22 protein-coding genes and 2 tRNA genes are annotated in these 26195 nt (G+C 63.0%); 5 read left to right on the top strand and 19 right to left on the bottom strand.

What is annotated here, in order from left to right; translation table 11 throughout:
• Positions 1–201: 201 nt before the first annotated feature.
• Positions 202–2010 (bottom strand): sulfoacetaldehyde acetyltransferase, encoded by a 1809-nt coding sequence (xsc, locus tag AC3RCG_RS10345; RefSeq protein WP_409028763.1) that lies wholly within the window; start codon positions 2008–2010, stop codon positions 202–204.
• A 223-nt stretch (positions 2011–2233) separates the two neighbouring features.
• Between xsc (AC3RCG_RS10345) and AC3RCG_RS10340 the strand changes: the two genes are divergently transcribed.
• From AC3RCG_RS10340 to AC3RCG_RS10330, 3 genes are read left to right on the top strand one after another with little or no spacing between them, the layout of a single operon-like run.
• Positions 2234–3073, top strand: coding sequence for an IclR family transcriptional regulator (locus AC3RCG_RS10340; RefSeq protein WP_492405136.1), 840 nt, complete (start codon positions 2234–2236; stop codon positions 3071–3073).
• A gap of 40 nt (positions 3074–3113) precedes the next feature.
• The gene (locus AC3RCG_RS10335; RefSeq protein ID WP_492405138.1) at positions 3114–4088 is read left to right on the top strand and encodes an AAA family ATPase; all 975 of its coding nucleotides are present in this window, start codon (positions 3114–3116) and stop codon (positions 4086–4088) included.
• Positions 4085–5818, top strand: coding sequence for a cobaltochelatase CobT-related protein (locus AC3RCG_RS10330; protein ID WP_492405140.1), 1734 nt, complete (start codon positions 4085–4087; stop codon positions 5816–5818). The genes AC3RCG_RS10335 and AC3RCG_RS10330 overlap by 4 nt, the downstream gene beginning before the upstream one ends.
• Here AC3RCG_RS10330 and AC3RCG_RS10325 read toward each other — a convergent pair whose 3' ends face one another.
• From AC3RCG_RS10325 to AC3RCG_RS10315, 3 genes are all read right to left on the bottom strand, one after another.
• Positions 5819–6511 carry a choice-of-anchor E domain-containing protein gene (locus tag AC3RCG_RS10325; protein WP_492405142.1) on the bottom strand — a complete coding sequence of 231 codons (693 nt, stop codon included), beginning with the start codon at positions 6509–6511 and terminating at the stop codon, positions 5819–5821.
• Between the two features lie 254 nt (positions 6512–6765).
• Entirely contained in the window at positions 6766–7908 is a 1143-nt protein-coding gene (locus AC3RCG_RS10320) for an AAA family ATPase (protein WP_492405144.1), read from the bottom strand.
• On the bottom strand, positions 7905–8792 hold the full coding sequence (locus AC3RCG_RS10315; protein WP_492405146.1) for an RNA ligase family protein: 888 nt from the start codon (positions 8790–8792) through the stop codon (positions 7905–7907). The genes AC3RCG_RS10320 and AC3RCG_RS10315 overlap by 4 nt, the downstream gene beginning before the upstream one ends.
• A 437-nt stretch (positions 8793–9229) precedes the next feature.
• On the opposite strand from AC3RCG_RS10315, the gene AC3RCG_RS10310 reads away from it, so the two are divergent.
• Entirely contained in the window at positions 9230–10627 is a 1398-nt protein-coding gene (locus AC3RCG_RS10310) for an RtcB family protein (RefSeq protein WP_492405148.1), read from the top strand.
• On the opposite strand, the gene AC3RCG_RS10305 is transcribed toward AC3RCG_RS10310, so the two are convergent.
• The 10 genes from AC3RCG_RS10305 to hisC form a co-directional block, all read right to left on the bottom strand.
• The gene (locus AC3RCG_RS10305) at positions 10624–11385 is read right to left on the bottom strand and encodes a sulfite exporter TauE/SafE family protein (RefSeq protein WP_240453579.1); all 762 of its coding nucleotides are present in this window, start codon (positions 11383–11385) and stop codon (positions 10624–10626) included. The genes AC3RCG_RS10310 and AC3RCG_RS10305 overlap by 4 nt on opposite strands.
• Before the next feature lies 1 nt (position 11386).
• Entirely contained in the window at positions 11387–12388 is a 1002-nt protein-coding gene (pta, locus tag AC3RCG_RS10300) for a phosphate acetyltransferase (protein WP_409026796.1), read from the bottom strand.
• Between the two features lie 263 nt (positions 12389–12651).
• On the bottom strand, positions 12652–14469 hold the full coding sequence (xsc, locus tag AC3RCG_RS10295; RefSeq protein ID WP_492490426.1) for a sulfoacetaldehyde acetyltransferase: 1818 nt from the start codon (positions 14467–14469) through the stop codon (positions 12652–12654).
• Positions 14470–14694: 225 nt separating this feature from the next.
• A complete protein-coding gene (locus AC3RCG_RS10290) occupies positions 14695–15705 on the bottom strand; it encodes a porin (protein WP_492405616.1) in 1011 nt (336 codons plus the stop codon).
• Positions 15706–15796: 91 nt separating this feature from the next.
• Positions 15797–16612 (bottom strand): thiazole synthase, encoded by an 816-nt coding sequence (locus tag AC3RCG_RS10285; RefSeq protein WP_492405614.1) that lies wholly within the window; start codon positions 16610–16612, stop codon positions 15797–15799.
• A gap of 26 nt (positions 16613–16638) precedes the next feature.
• Positions 16639–17958 (bottom strand): D-amino acid dehydrogenase, encoded by a 1320-nt coding sequence (locus AC3RCG_RS10280; protein WP_070291276.1) that lies wholly within the window; start codon positions 17956–17958, stop codon positions 16639–16641.
• A gap of 16 nt (positions 17959–17974) precedes the next feature.
• A complete protein-coding gene (locus tag AC3RCG_RS10275; protein ID WP_305053436.1) occupies positions 17975–19039 on the bottom strand; it encodes a YeiH family protein in 1065 nt (354 codons plus the stop codon).
• 205 nt (positions 19040–19244) lie between these two features.
• Positions 19245–20114: an NAD(P)-dependent oxidoreductase gene (locus AC3RCG_RS10270; RefSeq protein WP_492405611.1), complete on the bottom strand. Its 870-nt coding sequence runs from the start codon at positions 20112–20114 to the stop codon at positions 19245–19247.
• Positions 20115–20177: 63 nt separating this feature from the next.
• Positions 20178–20615 carry a GNAT family N-acetyltransferase gene (locus tag AC3RCG_RS10265; protein ID WP_070291278.1) on the bottom strand — a complete coding sequence of 146 codons (438 nt, stop codon included), beginning with the start codon at positions 20613–20615 and terminating at the stop codon, positions 20178–20180.
• Positions 20616–20619: 4 nt separating this feature from the next.
• Entirely contained in the window at positions 20620–21675 is a 1056-nt protein-coding gene (gene hisC / locus AC3RCG_RS10260; RefSeq protein WP_070291279.1) for a histidinol-phosphate transaminase, read from the bottom strand.
• 116 nt (positions 21676–21791) lie between these two features.
• Here hisC and AC3RCG_RS10255 point away from each other — a divergent pair, with 116 nt between their 5' ends.
• Entirely contained in the window at positions 21792–22163 is a 372-nt protein-coding gene (locus tag AC3RCG_RS10255) for a hypothetical protein (protein ID WP_492405609.1), read from the top strand.
• Between the two features lie 163 nt (positions 22164–22326).
• Here AC3RCG_RS10255 and AC3RCG_RS10250 read toward each other — a convergent pair.
• The 5 genes from AC3RCG_RS10250 to AC3RCG_RS10230 all read right to left on the bottom strand — a co-directional run bounded on the left by AC3RCG_RS10250 (position 22327) and on the right by AC3RCG_RS10230 (position 26162).
• Positions 22327–22416 (bottom strand) — tRNA-Ser (locus tag AC3RCG_RS10250).
• A 345-nt stretch (positions 22417–22761) separates the two neighbouring features.
• Positions 22762–22851 (bottom strand) — tRNA-Ser (locus AC3RCG_RS10245).
• A 111-nt stretch (positions 22852–22962) separates the two neighbouring features.
• Entirely contained in the window at positions 22963–24252 is a 1290-nt protein-coding gene (gene serS, locus AC3RCG_RS10240; protein ID WP_492405607.1) for a serine--tRNA ligase, read from the bottom strand.
• A 135-nt stretch (positions 24253–24387) separates the two neighbouring features.
• Complete coding sequence (locus tag AC3RCG_RS10235) at positions 24388–24591, bottom strand: hypothetical protein (RefSeq protein ID WP_492405605.1); 204 nt, start codon at positions 24589–24591, stop codon at positions 24388–24390.
• Positions 24592–24740: 149 nt separating this feature from the next.
• Positions 24741–26162: an aminotransferase-like domain-containing protein gene (locus AC3RCG_RS10230; protein ID WP_492405603.1), complete on the bottom strand. Its 1422-nt coding sequence runs from the start codon at positions 26160–26162 to the stop codon at positions 24741–24743.
• Between the last annotated feature and the right edge of the window lie 33 nt (positions 26163–26195).

The raw sequence follows: 26195 nt of genomic DNA, 5'->3' as shown, positions 1-26195 counted from the left end.
ATTCAATTACCGGGACGCTTTGTCTTCTTTATTGAAATTATGATGTTTTCGTGACAATCTGTGAGAATTTGGTCACAACGCTTTGTCGGATTACGCCGGGCTTTGCCCGGCTAATCCGACCTACGCCAGCACCACGCGTAAATTGCGTAGGTTGGGTAGGTTGGATTAGCCCAACGGGCGTAATCCAACAACCTCAGCGCATCAAACGTAGTCTTTATATTTATCCAGATGACGAATTGGTTTACTCAGCGCATCGCGGCGGAACGGGTCGCCCAGCTCGCGCGTGCACATGATTTCGATGATGGTGGTCTTGCCTTCATTCATCTGCATGTCGATCGCCTTCTTCAGGGCCGGACCCACGTCTTCCAGCTTGTCGACCGTGATGCCTTCGGCGCCCATGGCCCGCGCAATCTCGGCAAAACTCTGGTTGTCGAGCTCGCCGGCAACGAAACGGCGGTTGTAGAAATCGACCTGGTTCTTCTTTTCCGCGCCCCACTGGCGGTTGTGGAACACCACGGCCGTCACGGGAATGTTGTGGCGCACGCAAGTCATCGTTTCCATCAGGCTCATGCCCCAGGCGCCGTCGCCCGCATACGACACGGCCGGACGGTGCGGCGCCGCCACCTTCGCGCCGATGATGGTCGGGAACGCATAGCCGCAGTTGCCAAAGCTCATCGCCGCAAAGAAGCTGCGCGGCTTTTCAAAGCGCAGGTAACTATTCGCCACCGAGTTGATGTTGCCGATGTCGGTCGACACCATCACGTCTTCCGGCATGGCTTTTTCCAGCTCGCGCAGCACCTGGCGCGGATGCAGATAATTTCCCGGCTCCTTCTTCTGTTCCTCGATCATGTCCAGGCTGTACGCATCTTTCTCGTGCGTCCAGTTCGTCAATTCCTCTTCCCACGCCGCCTTTTCCGCTTGCACGGTGGCATAGCGCGCGTCGCGCGTGGCATCGCAGTCGAGCGTCTTGCCATCCAGGCGCGCCAGGATGGCTTTCGCGGCCGCCTTGGCGTCGCCGCAGATACCGACCGAAATCTTTTTGACCAGGCCCAGCATCTTGTTGTCGGCGTCGATCTGGATGATCTTCGCGTTCTTCGGCCAGTAATCCATGCCGTGCTGCGGCAAGGTGCCGAACGGTCCCAGGCGCGAGCCTAAGGCAACGACGACGTCGGCCTGGGCGATCAGTTTCATCGCCGCCTTGGAACCCTGGTAGCCGAGCGGACCGCACCACAGCGGGTGGCTGGCGGGAAACGAGTCGTTGTGCAGATAGCTGTTCACGACGGGCGCGCCGAGGCGCTCGGCCAGGGCCTTGCATTCTTCGATCGCTTCGCCCATGACGACGCCGCCGCCCGAGATAATCACGGGGAACTTGGCCTTGGCCAAGAGCTCCGCCGCATCGTTCAGGCTTTGCTCGCCGCCGGCGCCGCGGTCCAGGCGGTTCGGTTTCGGGATCTCGGCCTTGATTTCGCCATAGAAATAATCGCGCGGGATGTTCAGTTGCGTCGGCCCCATTTCCGACATGGCGCGGTCAAAGCAGCGGCCCGTGAATTCCGCCATGCGGGCCGGATTGGTCACATGACCCTGGTATTTCGTGAATTCCTCGAACATCGGCAACTGGTTCGCTTCCTGGAAGCCGCCCAGGCCCATGCTCATCGTGCCCGTTTCCGGCGTGATGATGACGACGGGCGTGTGCGCCCAGTAGGCGGCGGCAATGGCCGTGACGCAATTGCTGATGCCGGGGCCGTTCTGGCCGATGACGACGCCATGGCGGCCCGACACGCGGGCATAGCCGTCGGCCATGTGGCCGGCGCCCTGCTCGTGCACGACGGGGATCAGGCGGATGCCGGCGGGGGCAAAAATGTCCATCGGGTCCATGAAGGCCGAGCCCATGATGCCGAACATGTCGGTCACGCCATTGGCGGCCAGGGTTTCCACGAACGCTTCGGAAGGCGTCATCTTTTGCGGCCCGGTGGGGATGGCCGCTGCGGCGGCGGCTTTTTGCTCGGTCATGTCATTCATGGGTGTCTCCTGGTCTGTGGTAATGAACTGCAGCGTATTTATCAACTTATTTATCAAAAAACGGTATATTTTGTTCCGAAATTTGATATACAATTCAATTTAAGCGTTCGGCAATCAAAAGTCAAACAGAATTTCGAGGAAACGGTACAATTTGAGTTCGAAAATGAAATAAGCTGATGTAACACTCAGATACCCAACCGAGGCCACCATGGACATGATTTCATCCCCAAAACTTGAGCCGGAAAAACTGGAAGGCGACACGCCCACGATGCGTTTGTTTGCCTTGCTGGAAGTGATTGCCGAAAAAGACCAGTTGCTGTCGCTGCAAGCGCTGGTGGAAGAAACGGGGCTGCCGAAGCCCACCCTGCACCGCATGCTGCAACAGCTGGAAAGCGTGGGCGTGCTGCAGCGCGAAAGCGACGGCCGCCACTACAGCACGGGCGTGCGCCTGCGCCGCCTGGCGTCTAACCTCTTGATTAACAACACTTTCCATGGCGCCCGCCGCATGGTCTTGCGCCAGCTGGTCGAGGAAGTGGGCGAAAGCTGCAACCTGACGGCCTTCAGCGGCAGCGAAGTGGTGTACCTGGACCGCGTGGAAACGGCGGCCCCGCTGCGCTTCTACCTGCATCCCGGTTCGCGGGTGCCGGCGCACTGCTCGTCGAGCGGCAAGCTGTTCCTGGCGCAAATGACGCCCGTGCAACGGCGCCGCCTGTTGGGCCACATGGAATTGACGCGCTTTACGGACAAGACGGAAACGGACCCCGTCAAGCTCGAGCGCGAACTGGAACTGGTGCGCCGCAACGGCTACGCGCTGGACGACGAGGAATTCCTGCCCGGCCTGCTGTGCGTGGCCGTGCTGGTGCCGAACCCGAACGGCCGCTCGAACCTGGCCGTGGCGATCCAGGCTCCCATCATCCGTTTGACGCACGACAAGGCTTTACATTTCTTGCCAGCATTGCAACGCGCCGCGCAAGCCCTGGCCGCCATCGAATCGGAAACCATGCCGACGACGGGCGGGGACGACGACGCCGCATTACAAACCGGTAATTCATAACCGCCGTAGCGTCCACGCTGCGGTTTCACAGGAGAACAAGGTGCCAGATTCACGCCAACATCCCCCCGCCGCCGCAGCGCAAACCTTGCAGTCCGTGCGCAGCCTGTTCCATATCGACAGCGACTTGCTCGTGCCCGTCTTCACGGAACGCGACCCGCACGTGCCCGACATCGATCCCGCCTACCGTTTCAACAAGGACGTGACCCTGGCCATCCTGGCCGGCTTCACGCATAATCGCCGCGTGATGGTGCAGGGCTTGCACGGCACGGGCAAATCCACGCATATCGAGCAGGTGGCGGCGCGCCTGAACTGGCCCTGCGTGCGGGTCAACCTCGACGGCCACATCAGCCGCCTGGATCTGGTCGGCAAGGACGCCATCGTGCTGCGCGAACAGCAGCAAGTGACGGAATTCCAGGAAGGCATCGTGCCCTGGTCGCTGCAACGGCCCGTGGCCCTGATCTTCGACGAGTACGACGCGGGCCGCCCCGACGTGATGTTCGTCATCCAGCGCATCCTCGAGCGCGACGGCAAGTTTACTTTGCTCGACCAGAACCGGGTCATCACGCCCCATCCCCACTTCCGTTTGTTCGCCACGTCGAACACGGTGGGTCTGGGCAACCTGAACGGCATGTACCACGGCACGCAAGTGCTCAATCACGCGCAGATCGACCGCTGGAACATCGTTGCCACATTGAACTATTTGCCGCAGGACGAAGAAACGGAGATCGTGCTGGCGCGTGTCCCCGCCATGAATGACGAGGCGGGCCGCCAGCTGGCAAGCAGCATGGTGGCCGTGGCCAGCCTCACGCGCCACGGCTATGCGGCGGGCGACCTCGCTTGCCTGATGTCGCCGCGCACGGTAATCACCTGGGCGGAAAACTGTCAGATCTTCCGCGATCCGGCCCTGGCCTTCCGCCTGTCCTTCCTCAACAAATGCGACGAGGCCGAGCGGCCCATGGTGGCCGAGTATTACCAGCGCTGTTTCAACGAGGAATTGCTGGCGACGGCGCCATGAGTACCGAAGCGACGGCGCCCGCCGCCTACACGCGCGAACAACAGGAAACGGACGAGTTGTGCGCGGGCGCGATCCGCGCACTGAGCGGCGTTGCCTCCGTCCGCTACCGGGGCCGGCGCCTGCACGACGGCCACCGTCCCCTGCCCATCCACGCGGCCCATCTGCAGCCCGATGCGGCGCTGCAGGATTTGCCCTCGCTGCGCGGCGCGGCCGACAGCGTGGCCCTGCGCCTGCTGCACACGGATGCGGCCCTGCACAAGTCGCTGTGCCCGCTTGACCCCGTGGCGCGGCTCGTCTTCGAGCTGCTGGAACAGTTACGGGTGGAAACGCTTGCGTCAGATCAACATGCCGGCGTCATCGCCAACCTGCGCCACCGTTTCACGGCCTGGTCGCACGCGTTCCACGATTCCGGCCTGGCCGAAGGCGCATCGGGCTTGCTCTTGTATACAGTGTTCCAGATGTGCTGGTCGCGCCTGACGGCCCGGCCCGTGCTGGAAAAGACGGAAGATTTCATCGAGGCGACGCGCTGGTCCGTTTCCTCGCAACTGAGCGGCGACCTGGCGGGCCTGCGCCGCCACCGCGCCGACCAGGCGGCCTTTGCCCGCCACGCGCTGGCCATCGCCCATGCCGTCGATGCCATGCTGAAAGAGGCGCAAACGGCGCGCGACGGCAGCCAGGACGAGGCAGGCGACGCCAAGGCGCAGGCAGCCTTCAAGCTGCTGCTCGATTTCGACAGCGACAATGACCACCTGCCCGATGCCGCCCCGCTGGGCGAGAGCCGCGCCTTCAGCGATGGCGCTGGCGGCTACAAGGCGTACTCCACGGCCTACGACCGCGAAGACAAGGCGGGCGAGCTCGTGCGCCGCGCCCTGCTGCTCGAGTACCGCGAACGCATGGATGCGCGCATCGCCAGCCTGGGCATCAACACGGCGCGCCTGGCCCGGCGCTTCACGCAATTGCTGGCCGTGCCCCAGCGCGACGGCTGGTCGTTCGGCGAGGAAGAAGGTTATATCGATGGCCGGCGCCTGGCGCAGCTGATCAGCTCGCCCTCCGAGCGCCGCTTGTTCCGCAAGGAACAATTTCTGCCCCAGGCTGATTGCCTCGTCACCTTTCTCGTCGATTGCTCCGGTTCCATGAAGACGCATGCGGAATCCGTGGCCGTGCTGCTGGACATCTTGCTGCGCGCACTGGATCAGGCGGGCATCACGACGGAATTGCTGGGCTTTACGACGGGCGCATGGAACGGGGGCCGCGTCAAGCGCGACTGGATGCGCGCCCGCTCGCCCGCCAACCCGGGCCGCTTGAACGAACTCGTGCACATGGTGTTCAAGGATGGCGAGACGAACTGGCGCCGCGCGCGGCCCGACATCGCGGCCCTGCTGAAGGCGGACCTGTACCGCGAAGGCGTCGATGGCGAAGCCGTGGACTGGGCGTGCACGCGCATGCTGGCGCGGCCGGAACGGCGGCGCATCCTGCTCGTCGTGTCAGATGGTTGCCCGATGGATACGGCCACGAATCTGGCCAACGACGAGTTTTACCTGGCGCAGCATCTGAAACAGGTGGTGGCGCGCCGCGAAGCGCAGGGCGCCGTGGAAATTTGCGGGCTGGGCCTGGGCCTGGACCTGGGCGCTTATTACAGCCGCAGCCTGGCCACCACCCTGCCCGCCTCGCTGAACAATGAACTGTTCAGCGAGATCGCCCAGCTGATCGCCGGGCGCGGCCGGCGCTGATCAGGCGCGGGGCTTGCGGCGGCGCGCCATCACGCCGGCCAGCGCCAGCCCCGTCAGCAGCATGGCATAGGTTTCCGGCTCCGGCACGGCGCTCACGTATTCATACGTCACTGCCACGCGGCCGGAAGCGGACGTCTGGAACTGCGTCAGCAAATTGCCCGCGCCGCTGCCCATCGAGGAGCCGATGGCATTCAAGCCCAGGTAAATCAAACCGCCGCCCGCCGAGGAAAACAGGGCGAAGTCGCTGGCGCTGGCGCTCGTGTAGCCATTCGAGCCCGTGCTCGAGCGCAGGCCCGTGCTGGCACCCGAGGTGCCGGCGAAATCGATGCTGCCATCAAAGGCGCTCAGGGCGAATGTCTGCGTAAACAAGGGATTGGCCACCAGCAAGGTAGAGTTGTCGGGACGGTACAAGGTCAGCAGCGAGGCCAGGCTCAGGGTCACATTCGACGCGCTGGCGTCCAGGCTTTCCGTCCGGCCGCTGCCCTGCACGGCGCCTTCCAGATGGAATTTGATCGACGTCAGGGTGCCCAGGTTGCTGTCGAACTTGCCCAGGCCCAGGGTATCTGACCAGTTGGTGGCGCCCAGGGAGCGGTCGGCGCTGAAGCTGATGGTCTGGGTGGCCGCCTGCGCGGAAGATGCGGCGCCAAGGCCTAGCACGGCGGCTGCGGCCAGTGCGATGAGAGATTTGTGCATCGATGACTCCTGTTCATTCAATGAGGAAGAGTGGATCACGCAGTGATTCACGCAGTGATTCACGCAGGAAGCGCGAGGGAGGTCCCTCGCGCCACAGCCCGGCCATTCAGCTAACCAGACAATTCATTGTAATAAATGAAAGAGTCACAATATACTCAGTTTGTTGCAATTTTAAAAATAACCATTAACATTTTGATTGCTCATGCAACTATCGCAAAAGCGGACGAACGCAGTGCCACACATTGGCGGGCGCCTCAATCGACGCAGTAACGCACCGCATGCGCCTCCATCGGCAGCGGGATTTCCCAGTTCCACAGCATCGATTGCAGCTTCTTGTTGCTCAGCGAGGTGTCACGCTGGCTGTTGCGCCTGAGTAATTCCTTGCGCGGCTGCTCCAGGTACACGAGTTCCACCTGCGCATGGTATTTGTACAGCAGGTTGAGCGTCTTTTCGCGCATCAGTTTTGACAGATGCGTGGCGTTCCACACGAACGGTTCACGCAGACGCAACAGTTCGCGCGCCCGCTCTTCCGCATAGTCGCCCACCTGCCCCTCGTTCTTGCCGTGCTTCAAGCCCAAGGCCGTCCGCGCATCGTCAAACGACACGACGGGCAGGCGCGGATGGTGCTTGTCCACCCACGTATTCTTGCCGGACGCGGGCAAGCCCGACATGACGATCACGCGCGAACCCGGCTCCTGGAACAGCGGGTAGTCGGGATGCGCCTCGGCGCCGCGAAAGTATTTGACGCGCGTGTGGTCGTCGACAAAGACCCTGCGCTGGCCATAGCAGCCCTCCTCGCGCGCCAGCTCGCGGAACAGCTCGATGGCATCGAGGATGCGCTGCGGGTCGGGACAGATGCGGCCGCGGATATCGGCCTCGGCCAGCATGGCCAGCAGGCGGATATCGACCTGCCACGACAGTTCGCGCACGGTAAATTCCGGCGTCACGCCGCGCCGCGATTGTTCCAGCGCAAAGAACGGCACCTGGTGCACATTGATCAGGCGGCAGATTTCCTCGCGCACGGCAAACGGCACGTCATAGTCCCACAAGGCAATGCGCGCATCGAGGGCGCCCTTGCGCGAGTGACCGGGCTGGCCGATGGCGCCCGTCACCGGGTCGATCACCGTCGTGCTGCACTTGGCCACGTCGTGCAGCAAGGCGGCGAGGAACACGATTTCCTGTTCCGCCCGCGTGGCTTGCTGATATTCAAGCATGCCCAGCAGGGATTCCACCACCATCATCGTATGCGTCCACACATCGCCTTCCGCGTGATACACGGGGTTTTGCGGCGTCGTCTTCGCCAGTTCCAACTGCGGGAAGGCGGCCAGGCAGGCGCTGAAATCGGGCGACTGGCCCGCTGGCGGCACCAGTTGCTGCAGGGTTTTCCAGTTCATCATTGTGTACTCCTTGAGTAAGCTGCCAGCTCGTCGAGCGAGCTGCAGGTGTGTAAACCCAGGCTCTCCCACGTCACGAGCGGCTGCGGCGCATACAGGTCGACGCCGTCGGCCAGCTGGTTCGGGATCAATGGCCGCGCGCTGTGGTGCGAACCGCTGTCGAGGATGGTTTGCGTAAAGTCATGGCGCACCAGCTTGTAGCGGGCCAGCACTTGCTCGTCGTCTTCCACTTTCAGGTACAGGCCTTCCGCGTGGTCGGACTTGTCCGTCTGCTTCCAGCACAGGTCCAGCGGCAGGCGTTCGCGCGCCACCACGTTTTCAAAGGCCTCACGCCATAGCAGGGACTTGGCCAGCGAATGGCGCAGCAGCTGCCACAGCTGTTTCGGCGACGCGGGCATGGTGCCCGCGTACAGCACGGGGACCGACAGCACGGGCGAGCCGGCCAGCATGGCGTGGCGGCGCGCCGTCGACAGAAACATCTGGCTGCGGCGGCAATACACGTCGAACTCGTTGAAATAATGGGGCAGCCGGTCATAAAACACGGAATGCTTGCTGTAAGACCACTCGCCAAACAGCACATACTGGTCTTCCAGCAAGCCCAGCAAGGCGTGCTCGTGCGCATGGGCCCACGGTTTCAAGAGGTTGAACTGGCGTTCGCTGCCGCCGCCCGCCAGGTAGTGGCCGCGCGACTGCAGCAGCACCTCGCCCGCATCGCTGAACGACACGGCGGAGTTGGCGCCATCGATTTTTTCCTCGATGACGACGTATTGGCCGGCCAGCTTTTTCAATGGCATCTGGTCGGAACCGTCGTCGCCGTCCTGCAGGCGCGAGCCTTCCAGGTGCGGCGTGCGCGGGTATTTAAATAAAGGCAAAGATTGTAAAAACATAGCGTCCCACGCCGCGTTCACCGGGGCGTGTCCATACAGGGTCAGGGATGCTGACGACGTGTTCGGGCGTGGACGATCAAGACCTGGGTCTCGGATACGTGCGCGGAAAGAGCAAAAACAGTGCCGCAGCAATCGGGGGCGTCAACGCGCCGAACGATGCTGCAGAGAGCATTTCGTCAGCGTTAGCAGGTGATGGCGAAGAAGCGAGGCACTTTTGGCTCCAATAAGGAAGAGGTTCGAGAAAGAACGGGGAATATAAAGGCTGTTTGATTATTTTGCAAGTGGCTCTTCCGTATCGTGCGCAACCTTGTACGCCCCCCCGCTTTGCAGGCTGCGCAAAATTTGCTAAGCTGGCGGCACTTCCTGTCGCTGCTGCGTGGAAAACAAACATGGCCCTTGCAAAAGGGCCGTGCATTCGTTATTTCCGGAGCAGAATCGTGTTTCCCCTATCCAGATTACAAAAAGCCCTGCGCCGCCAGGGCATCGCCGTCGCCTATGCCGACGGTATTTATACGCTCAGCAATCCGCACGCCCAGGCGTCCGTGCTGCTGCCCCATAACTTTCCCCTCGAGGAAAAAGCCGTGCGACAGCTGATGGAATTTGCCGCCGTCGCCGTGCCCGGCCAGGATGGCCATGTGTGCAAGGCGTGCGCCACGCCCGACTTCCACCCTGGCAGCATCGCGCCCGTCGGCAGCATCGTCGCCACCAGCCCCGACATGGTGATCCCCGCCATCCCCGGCACGGACATCGCCTGCGGCATGCGCCTGATCACGACGGGCCTGCCCCTGGCGCAGTTCGAAGCGCGCAAGCCGCAGCTGCTCGCCAAGCTCAAACACGTGCTGCTGGAAGACGGCCGCAACGTGCCGCTGCGCTCGAAGGCGTTTGCCGCCCTGTTCGACGCAGGGCCGGAAGCGTTCATCGACAGCCTGCATGACGATGGTTTGTGGCCCCGCGTCGACAAGGAGCGGCTGTTGCGCGAGCTCGACGCTTGCATCGCCCTGCGCGAACTGGGCGGAGGCCTGCGCCATGCGCCCGCGGCGCTGGTCGGCACGCGCGAAGTGATACGCGACCCCAGCCTGGGCACGACGGGATCGGGCAACCATTTCGTGGAAATCCAGCTGGTCGACGCCGTCATGGACCGCCACGCCGCGTACCGGCACGGGCTGGTGCCGGGCGAAGTGGTCGTCATGATCCACAGCGGCAGCCGCGACGTGGGCTTTTTTGTCGGCAGCCGCTGGATGGACCGCGCCAAAGAGGCGTGGCCGAAAGGCGTGCGCCACCCGCAGTCGGGCCTGTACGGCTTGACGGGCGAACTGGCCGGCGAATACATGGGCGCCATGGGCGTGGCCTCGCGCTATGCCTGGGTCAACCGCATGGTGCTGGCCGAGCTGGTGCGCGACAGCCTGTCGCAAGTGTTTGCGCAGGATCAATCGCGCCTGGTGGTGGACGTGCCGCACAACGTCATCCTGCGCGAGCATGGCATGAATATCCACCGCAAGGGTGCCACGCCGGCGCGCGAAGGCGACCTGGCGCTGATCCCCGGCTCCATGGGCGACTATTCTTATGTGGCAACTGGCATGGGCAATCCCGACTGGCTGTGGTCGTGCTCGCATGGCGCGGGGCGCAGCATCCGCAGGCAAGCCATGCGCGCCATCCGGCCCACGGTGGGCGGCGACGAGATGGCGTTCCAGTGCGTGACCCTGCGTGAGGAACGCCGCGTCGAGGAAGCGCCGATGGCGTACAAGAAGATCGGTCCCGTCATCGCCGCGCAGGAGGAAGCGGGCTTGCTGCAATCGGTGGCGCGGCTGAAACCCTTGCTGACCTTTAAAGCCTAGCGCAGCAATTGCGGCACGGCCGCCGCCATCAGCGACAGGCCGATGGCGGTCAGCACGGCAAACGCGATGCGGCGCATGCCGCGCTGGGCGATCGGCGGCGGGTAGCGCTTGCCGGCCATCGTGGCCAGCACGCCGACGGGCAAGGCCAGCGCGCACAGCAGCAAGACTTTCCCATCGAGCTGGCCCTGGCTGCCCGCCATCAGCGAGCGTCCGCCCGCACTGATGGCAAACAAAAAGATCAGGCTGTAGCGGATGGTGGTCAGACTCATTTCCTGGCGATAAAACTGGTACACGAGCGGCGGTCCCGCCAGCGAAAACAAGCCCGAGAACAGGCCGCCGCACACGCCGCTGATGAAAAAGCTGCGCTTGTCCGCCGCGCCCGGTCCCGGCGGCGCCTGCAGCAGGATGCTGACGCCGCCATACACGATGGCCGCGCCCAGCAACAGTTTCAGCACGGGCGCATATGCCTGGTCCAGATATCCCAACAGCAAGACGCCGGCCGCCATGGCCGGCAGCAAGCCGATGCTGGCAGCGCGGATGGCGCGCCAGTCCAGGTGGTGCAAGGCGCCCGGCAAGGCCACGAGGCAATTGGCAAGCGACAATAAACTGACGAGGGCCGCCAGCGCGGGCACGGGCGCCAGGCCGAGGCCGCTGGCCACGCCCATGACGATCATGCCCAGGCCAAAGCCCGTCACGGTCTGGAAATACGTGCCGGCCGCCACCACGCCCAACAGCGCCAGCACGGGCAAGCTGAACAACTCAGCTCCCACCCTGGGCCTGCACGGCCGTGACCGCAATCACGTTGTAGACGTCGTCGGCGCTGCAGCCGCGCGACAAATCGTTGGCCGGCTTGTTCAAGCCTTGCAGCAAGGGGCCGATGGCGACGGCGCCGCCCATGCGTTCGGCCAGCTTGTAGCCGATATTGCCCGCGTCCAGGTTCGGGAACACCAGCACGTTGGCGCGGCCGTTGACGACGGAATCCTTGACTTTCCTCTGGGAAATTTCGGCCACGATGGCCGCGTCGAGTTGCACGTCGCCATCGATGGCCAGCAGCGGACGCTGGGCCTTGACCCGGTCCGTGGCCGCATGCACCTTGTCGACGGCCGCATGGTGGGCGCTGCCGCTGGTGGAAAACGACAGCATGGCGACCCGCGGTTCTTCCATCAGCAAGGCTTGCGCGCTGTCGGCGGCGGCCATGGCGATGTCGGCCAATTCCTCGGCTTTCGGATCGACGACGAGGGCGCAGTCGGAAAAGATAAAACCGCCTTTGAGGCTGTGGAACGGTTCGCACAGCATCATCAGGAAAAAGCTCGACACGAGCTTGAAGGCGGGATCGACGCCGATGATCTGGATGGCGCTGCGCACCACGTCGGCCGTCGTGTGCACGGCCCCCGCCACGCAGCCGTCGGCGTCGCCCAGGCGCACCATCAGGTTGGCGTAGCACAACGGGTCTTGCACGGCGATGCGCGCCTGCTCCACTGTCATGCCCTTGGCTTGGCGCAGCACAAACAATTGCTGGGCATAGTGTTCCGACTCGTCGGACGTTGCCGGGTCGACCAGGCGCACGCTATCGAGGTCGAGCCCGTGCTCGTGCGCCAGGGCGAGGATGGCGGCCGGCTGGCCGACGAGGGTGATGTGCGCCAGACCTTCGGCGGCAGCCCGCGCGGCCGCCTGCAGCACGCGCGCATCGCCGCCCTCGCACAACACGATGTTTTTCGGCACGGCGCGGGCTTGCTCGATGATGCGGTGCAGGGCTTTCATGGCGACTCCAATTCGGTAAAAAAAGTGCCGGAACCATGGAAGCATAAAGATGGTTCCGGCACATAAAACCCGGCAAGCCGGGGTCATACAAGGATCGGTCGGGGTGGTGTCGGATGACGCCGGGCCTGGCTACTGCCCGGGTGGTGTCGGATTACGCCGGGCTTTGCCCGGCTAATCCGACCTACGCCAGCACCACGCGTAAATTGCGTAGGTTGGGTAGGTTGGATTAGCCTGAAAGGCGTAATCCAACAACACCCGTTACATCAAACGTAGTCTTTATATTTATCCAGATGACGAATTGGTTTACTCAGCGCATCGCGGCGGAACGGGTCGCCCAGCTCGCGCGTGCACATGATTTCGATGATGGTGGTCTTGCCTTCATTCATCTGCATGTCGATCGCCTTCTTCAAGGCCGGGCCCACGTCTTCCAGCTTGTCGACCGTGATGCCTTCGGCGCCCATGGCGCGCGCAATCTCGGCAAAACTCTGGTTGTCGAGCTCGCCGGCAACGAAGCGGCGGTTGTAGAAATCGACCTGGTTCTTCTTTTCCGCGCCCCACTGGCGGTTGTGGAACACCACGGCCGTCACGGGAATGTTGTGACGCACGCAGGTCATCGTTTCCATCAAGCTCATGCCCCAGGCGCCGTCGCCCGCATACGACACGGCGGGACGGTGCGGCGCCGCCACTTTCGCGCCGATGATGGTCGGGAACGCATAGCCGCAGTTGCCAAAGCTCATCGCCGCAAAGAAGCTGCGCGGCTTTTCGAAGCGCAAGTAACTATTGGCCACCGAGTTGATGTTGCCGATGTCGGTCGACACCATCACGTCTTCCGGCATGGCCTTTTCCAGCTCGCGCAGCACCTGGCGCGGGTGCAAATAATTGCCCGGCTCCTTCTTCTGCTCTTCGATCATGTCCAGGCTGTACGCATCCTTTTCGTGCGTCCAGTTCGTCAATTCCTCTTCCCACGCGGCCTTCTCGGCTTGCACGGTGGCGTAGCGCGCGTCGCGCGTGGCGTCGCAGTCCAGCGTCTTGCCATCGAGGCGGGCAATAATCGCCTTGGCGGCCGCCTTGGCGTCGCCGCAGATGCCCACGGAGATTTTCTTGACCAGGCCCAGCATCTTGTTGTCCGCATCGATCTGGATGATCTTCGCGTTCTTCGGCCAGTAATCCATGCCGTGCTGCGGCAAGGTGCCGAACGGTCCCAGGCGCGAGCCTAAAGCGACGACGACGTCGGCCTGGGCGATCAGTTTCATCGCCGCCTTGGAACCCTGGTAGCCGAGCGGACCGCACCACAGCGGGTGGCTGGCGGGAAACGAGTCGTTGTGCAGGTAGCTGTTCACGACGGGCGCGCCCAGGCGTTCGGCCAGGGCCTTGCATTCTTCGATGGCTTCGCCCATGACGACGCCGCCGCCCGAGATAATGACGGGGAACTTGGCCTTGGCCAAGAGCTCGGCCGCATCGTTGAGGCTTTGCTCGCCGCCGGCGCCGCGGTCCAGGCGGTTCGGTTTCGGGATTTCCGCCTTGATTTCGCCATAAAAATAGTCGCGCGGGATGTTCAGTTGCGTCGGCCCCATTTCCGACATGGCGCGGTCGAAGCAGCGGCCCGTAAATTCCGCCATGCGGGCCGGATTGGTCACATGACCCTGATATTTGGTAAATTCCTCGAACATCGGCAACTGGTTCGCTTCCTGGAAGCCGCCCAGGCCCATGCTCATCGTGCCCGTTTCCGGCGTGATGATGACGACGGGCGTGTGCGCCCAGTAGGCGGCGGCAATCGCCGTGACGCAATTGCTGATGCCGGGGCCGTTCTGGCCGATGACGACGCCATGGCGGCCCGAGACGCGGGCATAGCCGTCGGCCATGTGGCCGGCGCCCTGCTCGTGCACGACGGGGATCAGCCGGATGCCGGCCGGCGCAAAAATGTCCATCGGGTCCATGAAGGCCGAGCCCATGATGCCGAACATGTCGGTCACGCCATTGGCGGCCAGGGTTTCCACGAACGCTTCGGAAGGCGTCATCTTTTGCGGGCCGGTGGGGGTGGCCGCTGCGGCGGCGGCTTTTTGGTCGGACAAATCGGTCATGGCTCAGTCTCCTTACGGTTTTATGAAAAATCGGTATATTTTGTTCCGATATTTGAAATACGTGTTCAATTTAACGGTTGCGAAATGCGCTGTCAATGAAAATTCATGAAAAATCGGACTGTTTCATTCCTGAATCCGGAATCCGTGACTTAGGCCCACTCCTGAAACAACAATGGCGGCTTATCCGCAACAGACAAGCCGCCATCGCCACCTGCGCTGCCGCGCTTAGAACTTCAGGCGCATGCCGGCCGTGAAGGCGCTCGAGTTATGGCCCGGCAAGGGCACGCTGCCGCCGCTCGATGCATCGCCGACAAAGTTGGTGCCCGCGCCATCGTTGCTGATGCGCCCGTACGAGGTGTACAGGTTCGTGCGTTTCGACAAGGCATACGTGTAGCCGATGGCCAGCTGGCGCCCGCCGCGGCGCGCATTCGTGCGGTCATCCTTGCGGATGTACGAGGCCATCACGCTGCCGGCCGCGCCCACAGGGGCGGACACGCCCACCATGTAATCGCGGAAATCCGTGCCCGCATCGTCCTTGTCCGTCTCATACGCGGCGTGCAGCTTGGCGGGGCCGAAGTCGTAAGTGCCGCCCAGCAAGGTCACTTTCGCCGTGTTCAATGGCGTGTCCTTGCGGTTGTCGTGCGCCAGGGTCAGCACGAGCGGACCGTTGGCGTAGTCGATGGAAAAGTCGATGGTGCGGCCCAGGGTATTGCTGTCTGGCTTCTCGCCCAGGCCATACATGACGGCGGCCGACAAGCCGTTCACCTTTGGCGTTTCATACATGATGGAATTTTTCGTGCGCAGGCTGGCCACGCTCATCAGGTTGATCGAGGCGCCCGTCATGCCCGTCTCGAAGGGGTCGATATTGTCCAGCGCCGTGAACAGCGGGTTGTGCTGCAAGCCCAGGTTCACGGTGCCGAAGCCGCCCGACAGGCCCACGTAGGCCTTGCGCCCGAACAAGGCGCCCTGGCGGTTGGCGCCCGTGTCCACGTCGAGGCCATTTTCCAGCAGGAAATTGGCTTTCAAGTTGTTGCCCAGGTCTTCCGTGCCCTTGAAGCCGATGCGGCTGCCCGACTGCACGCCGGTGGCTAGCTTGGTGACGGAACCGTCCGCGCCGCCGTGCTCGGACGTGAAGCCCGCGTCGAGCAAGCCGTACACGGTGACGGACGATTGGGCGCTGGCGTTGCCGGCGAAGAAGGAGGCTAGGATGGCTGCCGCTACGAGTGTGTGTTTCATGTCATCTCCAGGTATTGTGGTTTTTATGGGTGCTTCAAACAGAATCAACAACGGTGCTGCAAACTGCGGTAAATGCGGTAAATGCGGCCACTCAGGCGATCAGCCCGGCCATCGGCGACGAGGGCGAAGCGCTCATGGCGCCCGCTCTCCGGGGCATGCGTCCGGCCAGATAGGCCTCGCGTCCGCCCTGCACTGCCAGTTTCATGGCGCGCGCCATGCGGATCGGTTCGCGCGCCGCCGCGATGGCGGTATTCATCAAGATGCCGTCGCAACCGAGTTCCATGGCGATGGCCGCGTCCGACGCCGTGCCCACGCCCGCGTCGACCAGCACGGGCACCTTGGCTTGCTCGATGATCAGCGACAAGTTCCATGGATTGAGAATGCCCATGCCCGAGCCGATCAATGACGCCAGCGGCATGACGGCGATGCAGCCGATGTCTTCCAGCATGCGCGCCTGGATGGGGTCGTCGCTGCAATACACCATCACCTGGAAGCCGTCGCGCACCAGCTGCTCCGCCGCCTTTAACGTTTCCGGCATGTTCGGGAACAGGGTCTTTTCATCGCCCAGCACTTCCAGCTTGCACAACTGGTGGCCGCCCAGCAGCTCGCGCGCCAGTTGCAGAGTGTAGACGGCATCGCGTGCGTTGTAGCAGCCGCCCGTGTTGGGCAGGATCGTGTATTTCGACGGCGGGATGAAGTCGAGCAGGTTCGGCTCGCCCTTTTCCTGGCCGATATTCACCCTGCGGATGGTCACGGTGACGATCTCGGCGCCGCTTTCCTCGATGGCGAGGCGCGTCTCCTCGAAATCCTTGTATTTACCGGTGCCCACCAGCAGGCGCGACTGGTAGGTGGTGCCGGCCAGGGTCAGGCCACTGGCGGGCGGGCGGGGGGTGGCGTCGTCTCTCATCGTGATCTCCTAAGTTAAAGCTGGGGTCAGACCCGGCGGGTCTGACCCCGGAACTCCTCTGCCGCAGACTGCGGTGCCAAGCGTTGCCCGCAAAACGCAAAATCGACTTCCGGCCGCCGTCCCGACACGAGGTCGGCGATCGCCCTGCCCGCGCCGCAGCCCATGGTCCAGCCCAGGGTGCCGTGGCCCGTGTTGAGGAACAGCTGGCGGTAGCGCGTGGCGCCGATGTAGGGGACGTTCGACGGTGTCAGGGGGCGCAGGCCGGCCCAGTAGACGGGATCGCCGTAATCGCAGGCATCGGGGAACAGCGCCTGCACGCGGCGCGTGATGGCGGCGCAGCGCACGGGGTTGAGTTCGCGCGTGTAGCCGTTCAGCTCGCACGTGCCCGCCACGCGCAGGCGCTCGCCCAGGCGCGAAAACACGAGTTTGTGGCCGTCGTCCGTCAGCGATACGCTGGGTGCGGCGGCGGAATCAAGAATCGGATACGTGGCCGAGTAGCCCTTGCCCGGATACAACATCAGCCGGATGCCCAGCGGCTGCAGCAGCGGTGCGGAAAAGCTGCCCATGGCCACCACCACGGCGTCCGCGTATTCCAGCCGGTGGCGCCCCTGCGCATCGATGCATTCCACGCCCGTGATGCGTGCGCCATTCGCACCATCTTCCAGCAGCCGCGTCACCGTCGTGCAGTACTGGAAATCCACGCCGGCCGCCGCCGCGCGGGCGGCCAGCGCCGTGGTAAACAGATGCACGTCGCCCGACTCGTCGCTGGCCGTGAAGTCGCCTCCCACGATACGGCTGCGCGCGTGGCGCAAGGCCGGCTCCAATCGAATCACTTCATCGGCGCTGACGGTATTGCGCGGACAGCCCAGTTCGCGCAGGAGCGCGGCGCCCGCTTGCGATTTATCAAACTCCTGCTCGTCCGTATAGAAATGCAAAATGCCCCGTTCCAGGTGATCATAGGTAATCCCCGTCTCGCGACGCAAGGCTTGCAGGCTCTGGCGGCTGTACTCGGCCAGGGCGACGATCTGGCGCATGTTGCGCGCCACCCTGGACGGCAGGCATTCGCGCAGGTAGTGCAAGGCCCACTGCCATTGCAGCGGGTCCAGGCGGGGACGGAACAGCAGCGGCGCGTCGTCCTTGCCCAGCCAGCTAACGACCTTGCGCAGGGTGGCGGGATTGGCCCACGGTTCCGCGTGCGAGACGGAAATCTGCCCGCCGTTGCCGAAACTGGTTTCCTGCGCGGCGCCCGCCTGGCGCTCGAGCACGCGCACGTCATGGCCCGCCTGGCGCAAATACCAGGCCGATGCCGTGCCGACCACGCCGGCGCCGAGAACGAGGACTTTCATGGCGGGCCCGATGCGCTTAACGCGTCAGCAGGACGGCGATGGCGACGAAGGCGGCGATCCACACGGTCTCCATCACCAGCATGATCACGGGACGCCAACCCAGCGAGGCCAGCGACTGGAACGAAGTTTTCACGCCCAGAGCGGCAATCGCAATGACGAGGCAGGCGCGCGAGGCATTGTTGATCCAGCCATTCACTTCCTGCGGAATCAGGCCCAGGCTGTTCGTGATGACGAGCCAGACAAAGCCGATCAGGAAGAACGGCACCAGCGGCGGCGCATCGACTTCGCTCTTGCCGTCCTTGCGCTTGAACATGATCGACAGGCCCAGCACGACGGGCACGAGGCAGGCGACGCGCGTCAGTTTCACGAAGGTGGCGACGTCGCCCGTATGGTTGCTGACCAGGTAGCCGGCACCCACCACTTGCGCCACGTCATGGATGGTGCCGCCGATGAACACGCCCGCTTCCGTCGGGTCAAAGCCCAGCAGCTTGACCAGCAGCGGATACACGATCATGGCCAGCGTCGACAGCGACGTCACGCCCACCACCGTCAGCAGGGTGAACTTTTCGTTTTCCTTGGTTTGCGGCAGCACGGCCGAGATGGCCAGCGCGGCCGAGGCGCCGCAGATGGCGACGGAGCCGCCCGACAAAATCCCTTCCGTGATCGGGCGTTTCAGCCATTTGGCCAGCATATAGCCGAAGCCCAGAGTCGCCACCAGGCCGCCGACGACGATCAATAACGGCGTCACGCCCACCGAGGCGATCTGGTTGAAGGTGATGCGCGCGCCCAGCAGGGCCACGCCCGTGCGCAGCAGCACCTTGCTGCAAAACTCGATGCCGGGCTTGCAAGTGGGGTCGGACGCGAGGAAGTGGAAGGCCAGGCCGAAGAACAGCGCATACAGCAGCTGCGGGCCGCCGTAATTGCTGGAAATAAAGGTAGCCGACAGGGCAATCACCAGCGCGATGGCCACGCCGGGCCAGCTGCGCAGCACGGCGCGGGGACGCCAGATGGCAACGGCGGAAGACAGGTAGGGGATGTTCTTGTCGACAACGCGTGTTATCGCTGAGGAGTTGGTTTTCATGCGGGTCCGCTCATAATGTTTTAAAAATTGGGACATTTCATCTCGTTTTTTAATAATACACGATGAGCTAGCGAAGTCCATGCTTTTCCATGAAAATCGAAACCAGATGTTCCGGAAACTGACGTTTTAATGGTATCAGCACCGTAAACGACAAGCGGCGCGGCCCTGGCAGGGACGCGCCGCTATTTACTCTAGAGTTAAAAAGTTACTTTTTGTTTAAGCGCGTGATCAGGCTTGACGTGTCGTAGCGGTTGCCGCCCGCCTGCTGCACTTCGCCATAGAACTGGTCCGTCAAGGTCGTCACGGGCAAGTCGCTGCCGTTGCGCTTGGCTTCGGCCAGGCAGATGCCCAGGTCCTTGCGCATCAGGTCGACGGCGAAACCGAAGTCGAACTTGCGCTCTATCATGGTCTTGCCCCGGTTTTCCAGCTGCCACGACTGCGCCGCGCCCTTGGAAATCACGTCCACCACCAGGGCCGCGTCGAGGCCCGCGTTTTCCGCAAAGGCAATACCCTCGCTCAAGGCTTGCACCAGGCCCGCGATGCAGATCTGGTTGACCATTTTTGTGAGCTGGCCCGAACCGGATGGCCCCATGTAGGTGACGGCGCGCGCGAACAGGGCGATGACGGGCTCGGCCCTTGCATACGCCTCGGCATCGCCGCCCACCATCACCGTCAGCTTGCCGTTTTCCGCGCCCGCCTGGCCGCCGGACACGGGCGCGTCGAGGAAGAAGACGCCCTGCTCTTGCGCCGCAGCATGGATGGTGCGCGCCGCTTCGGCGGACGCCGTCGTATGGTCGATCAGGATGCTGCCCGGCGCCATGGTGGACAGCAAGCCGCCCTCTTCCAGGATCACTTGATACAGGTCGTTATCGTTGCCGATGCAGGTGAAGACGAACTCGGCACCCGCTGCGGCGGCGGCCGGCGTGGCGGCGCTGCTGCCCTTGTATTGCTCCAGCCAGGCGGCCGCGCGGGCCGGGTTGCGGTTGTACACGGTGACGTCGTGCCCGCCCGCCGCCAGATGACCTGCCATGGGGAAACCCATGACGCCCAAGCCGATGAATGCCACTTTTGCCATTTTGTCCGTCCTGTCGATGTGTGAATCCGATTATTGTTGCACAAACAGTCGCCGCCGGCAGCATCAAGGCGCGGGGGCGCGCCGATAATACAGGTCGAACTCTTCCTCGCCATCCGGCACGAAGCCGTGACGCATATAGAAGCGGTTCGCCTCGCTGCCGCGCAAGGCGCCCACGCGCACGCTCTTGCGGGCCGCATCGGCCTCGGCAAACACGCGCGCCAGCACGGACGCACCCATGCCTTGCCGCTGGCATTCCGGCGCCAGGTAGAGGTGGTCGAGCAGCAAATAATCCGCTTGCGGGCGCAACACATAGAAGCCGGCCAGCGCGCCGCCGTGGCGCAACTGCCAGGTGCAGGCGGGGTCGTAGGTGGACAGGAAACGCTGGCGCGCCCGCTGCGGATCATAGCGGCCGATGCGCTCCAGGCTGTCGCGCATGGCGGCCACGCGCAGGCTGGCCAGCGCCTCGCCATCGGCGCTGCTGGCTGGGACGAAGGTCAGCATGGCGTCACAGCACTGCGCGCAAGGCCGCCATCAAGGCGGCGCACTCGGCCGGGTTGCCGATGCTGATGCGCAAATACTGGCTGATGCGCGGTGCATTGAAATGGCGCACGATCACCGACTTGGCGCGCAAGCCGGCCGCCAGTTGCGCCGCATCATGCTGCGGGTGGCGGGCAAAGACAAAGTTGGCCACCGACGGCAGCACCTCGAAGCCCAGCGCCGCCAGGTCCGCCGCCAGCTGTTCGCGGCTGGCGATCACGGCCTGGCGCGTCTGCTGGAAATACGCTTCGTCTTGCAGCGAAGCGACGGCGCCGGCCAGGGCCAGCCTATCCAGCGGATACGAGTTGAAACTGTTCTTCACGCGCTCCAGCGCCTCGATCAGGTCCGCATGGCCGAAGGCGCAGCCGACGCGCAAGCCGGCCAGCGAGCGCGACTTCGAGAACGTCTGCACCACCAGCAAGTTCGGATACCGGTCGACCAGGGCCACGGCGCTCTCGCCGCCGAAATCCACATACGCTTCATCGACCACGACCACGGCGTCGGGATGCTCGCGCAGCAAGGTTTCCACGCCGGCCAGCGGCAAGTCCACGCCCGTGGGCGCGTTGGGATTCGGGAAGATGATGGCGCCGCACGGCCCTTGATAGTCTTCCGGGCGGATGCGCATGGTGTCGTCGAGCGCGACCGTCCGGTAATCGATGCCGTACAGCTTGCAATACACGGGATAGAAGCTGTAGCTGATGTCCGGGAACAGCAGGGGTGCGTCGTGCTTGAGCAAGGCCATGAAGGCCAGCGCCAGCACTTCATCGGAACCGTTGCCGACGAACACCTGCGCGCTGTCGAGTCCGTGGTAGGCGGCCAGGGTTTGCTTCAGTTCGCTGGCCGTGGGATCGGGGTAGAGGCGCAGGCTGTCGTTGGCCGCTTCGCGCAGCGCGGCCAGCACCTGCGGCGACGGGCCGTAGGGGTTTTCGTTGGTGTTGAGTTTCACCAGGTCGGGCAGTTTCGGCTGCTCGCCGGGGACGTAGGGGGTCAGCTCGCTGACGATGTTGCTCCAGAATCGGCTCATTGCTTTTATGGGTGGGGTCGGGATGGGAGGGGGTAGATTAACATAGGCTGAGCGGGGTCAAGGTGGGATCCAGGGTGAGGAGTAGCGTCAAACTTTGGACCCAAGCTGGCGAGAGAATGGCCGACCTGCAGCGCGCAACAGCGCTGGCACAACACTTGGCGAGGAATAGCAAGGCTATCGACGATACTCTCGGGACACTGTTTGACAGCGGTGAAAAAAGCGAGGAGCATGAAATGAAAAGCATGGAGGATTTGGTCATGGACGAGCAAGTCACCACATTGGCAAAAGATATGGCTGACGTAAAAGCGGATGTTGCCGTTCTAAAGACGGATGTCAGCGGCTTGAAACTGGACATGGCGGTGGTGCGTTCCAATTATGCGACCAAGTCCGATGTGGCTGAGGCGAAGTCGGCTGTCATTCTGTCGTGCGTGGGGACGATAATTGCCATGTCGGGCGTCGTGTTTGCGGTGGCGCGGCTGGTGCACTAGCTTGCGTTCGTGGCGGCGCTGGCAATTAGAGCTTGAATGGAGGAAAAAACGCCTTGCGCTGCGCGCTTTGGGCGGTTTTTCTACCTGCATTGAGACGCTGACGATTTTTTGGCGTTGCGCAAATAAAAAAAGCTCCCTTGGGGGGAGCTTCTCTTATGTATTCTGGCGGAGAGGGTGGGATTCGAACCCACGGTACGATTTAACGTACGCTTGATTTCGAGTCAAGTACATTCGACCACTCTGCCACCTCTCCGTTTACTGCGGTCTATTCGCTCAAACGGGCATGCCTGTTTGAACGAGGCGCTATTTTAGCATGGGTGTTGTTGGGTTGGGTAGGGGTTTATTGGTGATTTGCAACCCAATGCTGGACGCCAACCCGAAAAACAATTTGGCGATTCGGGGAGCCTCGCGCAAGGCGCGGCTCGCCTTTGTAGACGCCACCTTGGCGCACGCGTGAAAACCAATTGGACGATTCGGAGAGCCCCGCGCAAATATGCGCGGGGCTTCGAATCCCACGCGTACGCCCCGCAGGGGGCGTACTCCTCTTCGCCGCCACAAATAAAAAAAGCTCCCTTGCGGGAGCTTTCTCTATTTGTTCTGGCGGAGAGGGTGGGATTCGAACCCACGGTACGATTTAACGTACGCTTGATTTCGAGTCAAGTACATTCGACCACTCTGCCACCTCTCCATTTGCTGCGGTCTTTTCCCGCATTGCTGCGAGAAGGCAAGATTATAGCAGCCGATTGAAAAAATGGAAGGACTATTTTACGCCTTCCATTCATCCGGCTGCCCTAAGCTTTTAAGCCTTCAGATGCGTCAGGCCGCCCATGTACGGGCGCAGCACTGGCGGGATTTCGACGCTGCCGTCCGCTTGCTGGTAGTTTTCCAGCACAGCCACCAGGGTGCGGCCCACTGCCAGGCCGGAGCCGTTCAGGGTGTGGGCCAGTTCCGGCTTGCCGGCGGCGTTGCGGAAACGTGCCTGCATGCGGCGTGTCTGGAAGGCTTCCGTGTTCGACAGGGACGAGATTTCACGGTAGGTGTTCTGCGCCGGCAGCCATACTTCCAGGTCGAAGGTCTTGCTGGCCGTAAAGCCCATGTCGCCCGTGCACAGCGACATCACGCGGTATGGCAGGCCCAGGCGTTGCAAGATCGTTTCCGCGTGGCCGACCATTTCTTCCAGCACCTGGTACGAGGTGTCCGGGTGCACCACTTGCACCATTTCCACCTTGTCGAACTGGTGCTGGCGGATCATGCCGCGCGTGTCGCGGCCATAGCTGCCCGCTTCCGAACGGAAGCATGGCGTGTGGGCCGTCATTTTCAGGGGCAATTGGTCGAGCGCCAGGATTTCATCGCGCGCGATGTTGGTCAGCGACACTTCCGACGTGGGGATCAGGTAGAAGGTCTCGCCCTCGCCTTCCACGCCGCCTTTTTTCACCGAGAACAGATCGGCTTCGAATTTCGGCAGCTGGCCCGTGCCGCGCAGCGAATCGGCGTTGACCATGTACGGCGTATAGCATTCCGTGTAGCCGTGCTCGTCCACGTGCGTGTTGAGCATGAATTGCGCCAGTGCGCGGTGCAGGCGGGCGATGCCGCCCTTCATGACGGAGAAGCGCGAACCGGTCAGCTTGGTGGCCACTTCGAAATCGAGGCCCAGCGGGGCGCCCACATCGACGTGATCCTTGACTTCGAAATCAAACGTGCGCGGCGTGCCGACCTTGCGCACTTCCACGTTGCCCGACTCGTCCGTGCCTACCGGCGCCGATTCGTGCGGCAGGTTCGGCACGGCCATGATGAATTCGCTCAGCTTGGCTTGCACCAGGGTCAGGGCCGCTTCATCGGCTTTCAGCTCATCGCCCAGGCCGGCCACTTGCGCCATCACGGCCGAGGTGTCTTCCCCCTTGCCTTTCAACATGCCGATTTGCTTGGACAGCGCGTTGCGCTTGCCCTGCAGCTCTTCGGTGCGCGTCTGGATCGCCTTGCGTTCGGCTTCGAGGGCGGTAAAACCTGCCACGTCGAGCTGGAATTTGCGCGTCGCCAGGCGTTCTGCGACGTTGGTGATGTCTTTACGGAGAAGTTGGATATCTATCATGGGTGGATGGCGGTGCCGATGTATCGAAAGCACTCATTGTACCAAGACCCGTTCAGTTCTTTATGAGTTTTGCACTCGCTCTGCCATCGTCATGGCGGCATGGCCGGGCACTCGCGCCCGCTTTACGGCGGATACTTAAATGAAAGCGGCTTTTTCGGCGGCGGTCAGGCGGCGGGCGCTGACGGTGACGACGGGCATCGTGCTGTCGGAGGCCTGCGCGATCAGGGTCGACGTGGCGCTCACCTCCACCGTGTTGGCGCCGGCGGTGGCGAAGCTGCTGCCGATGGCCAGGACGGCGGCGGCGATAAAGGCGATTTCCATGTTTTTCAGTACGTGCATGATGTGACTCCTGGTTAGTTTTCGTCGTTGACTGCTGCTGGTATGGTGTTACTTTAGCCAACGGCGGCAAACAAGGCCACCGGCTTGCGACCAGCGGCGAAAAACAGGGAGCGAACGGTGAAAAACGGGGACTGAAACGCAAAAAATAGTTACAAGGCCTCATGCACCAGGCGGCCCAGCCGGCCGATCGCCTGCTCGATGCGCGGCGTCCACGCATTGCCGCAATTGAGGCGCAGATAATTGCCGAACTTGCCCGAGGCCGAGAACAGCTGGCCCGGCATATACGCCACGCCGTCGGCAATGGCATGGCCATGCAGGGCCAGCGCATCGACCTGCGGCGGCATCTGCACCCACAGCACGAAACCGCCCTGCGGCTCGGACAGCATGCAGTCCGCCGGAAAGCTGGCCGCCACGGCATCGGACATGCGCGCGATGCGCTGCACCAGGGTGCGCCGCATCTTGCGCAGCTGCTGGTCGTAGCTGCTGCCTTCCAGAAAGTCGGCCAGCACGGCCTGGAAGAAATGGCTGGTGGCGCCGCTCGACACGGTTTTCAGCAAGGCCACTTCCTGCGCGTAGCGCCCGGCCAGCACGTAACCGACGCGCGACGCGGGCGTGATAGCCTTGGAAAACGAGGAACACAGCAGCACATTGCCGCTCGTGTCGTAAGCCTTCACAGGCCACGGGCGCTGCGGCGCAAAGCACAGGTCGCCATAGACATCGTCTTCCACCAGCGGAATATTAAATTCCGACAGCAAGCCCGCCAAGCGCTTCTTGTTGGCTTCCGGCATGACGCAGCCCAGGGGATTGTTCGCGTTCGGCACGAACAGGCACGCCTGCACGAGGCCGGCGCGCAGGGCCAGCTCCAGCGCATCGAGCGACGGCCCCGTCTTCGGGTCGGTGGGGATTTCCAGCGCCTTCATGCCCAGGCTTTCTATCATCTGCAGCAACACGAAATACGTGGCCGACTCAATGGCGATGGTGTCGCCCGGCTTGGCGACGGCGCGCAGGCACAGGCTGATCGCTTCCGTGCAGGAATTCGTCACGACGATCTCGCGCGGGTCCAGCTTGCCCCAGTCCAGCGCGCGGCGCGCGACCTGGCGCAGGAAGTTGCTTTCGCTGACGTCATAACAGCTGACCTTGCTCAATAACGCCGGCTCGCGCCGCGCCACCGCGCTGATGGTGCGCTGCATGCGCTTGATGGGCAATATCTCGTCGGGCGGCCAGGCCGTGCCCAGCTGCACGATAGCGGGCGCCTCGTTTTCCTTCAGCACGCGCATCAACAGGTTGTTGATGCCGACAAAGGCCGGCTCCTTCAAGTGCTGCGCGTCCGCGCTGCAGGGCCGGCGCGGCGCCCGGTGGCGCACGAAATAGCCGGACTGGGGCCGCGCATCGACCTGCCCCCGGTCTTCCATCAGGCGCAAGGCTTGCATCACCGTGCTGACGGAAATGCGCTTTTGCTGCGCCAGGTGGCGGATCGACGGCAGGCGGTCGCCGGGCGCGAACACGCGCGCGTCGATCAAGGCGCCCAGCTCGTTGGCCAGGTGCTCGTACAGATTCAAAGGCGCATTCATGTTCATCCCTTCAGTATGCGGCTGGCGCGCGCG

It is taken from the genome of Janthinobacterium sp. GW823-FHT01H08 (assembly GCF_058797855.1).
Note: the sequence above shows the minus strand (reverse complement) of the source record. Positions and strands in the feature narration are given on the sequence as shown.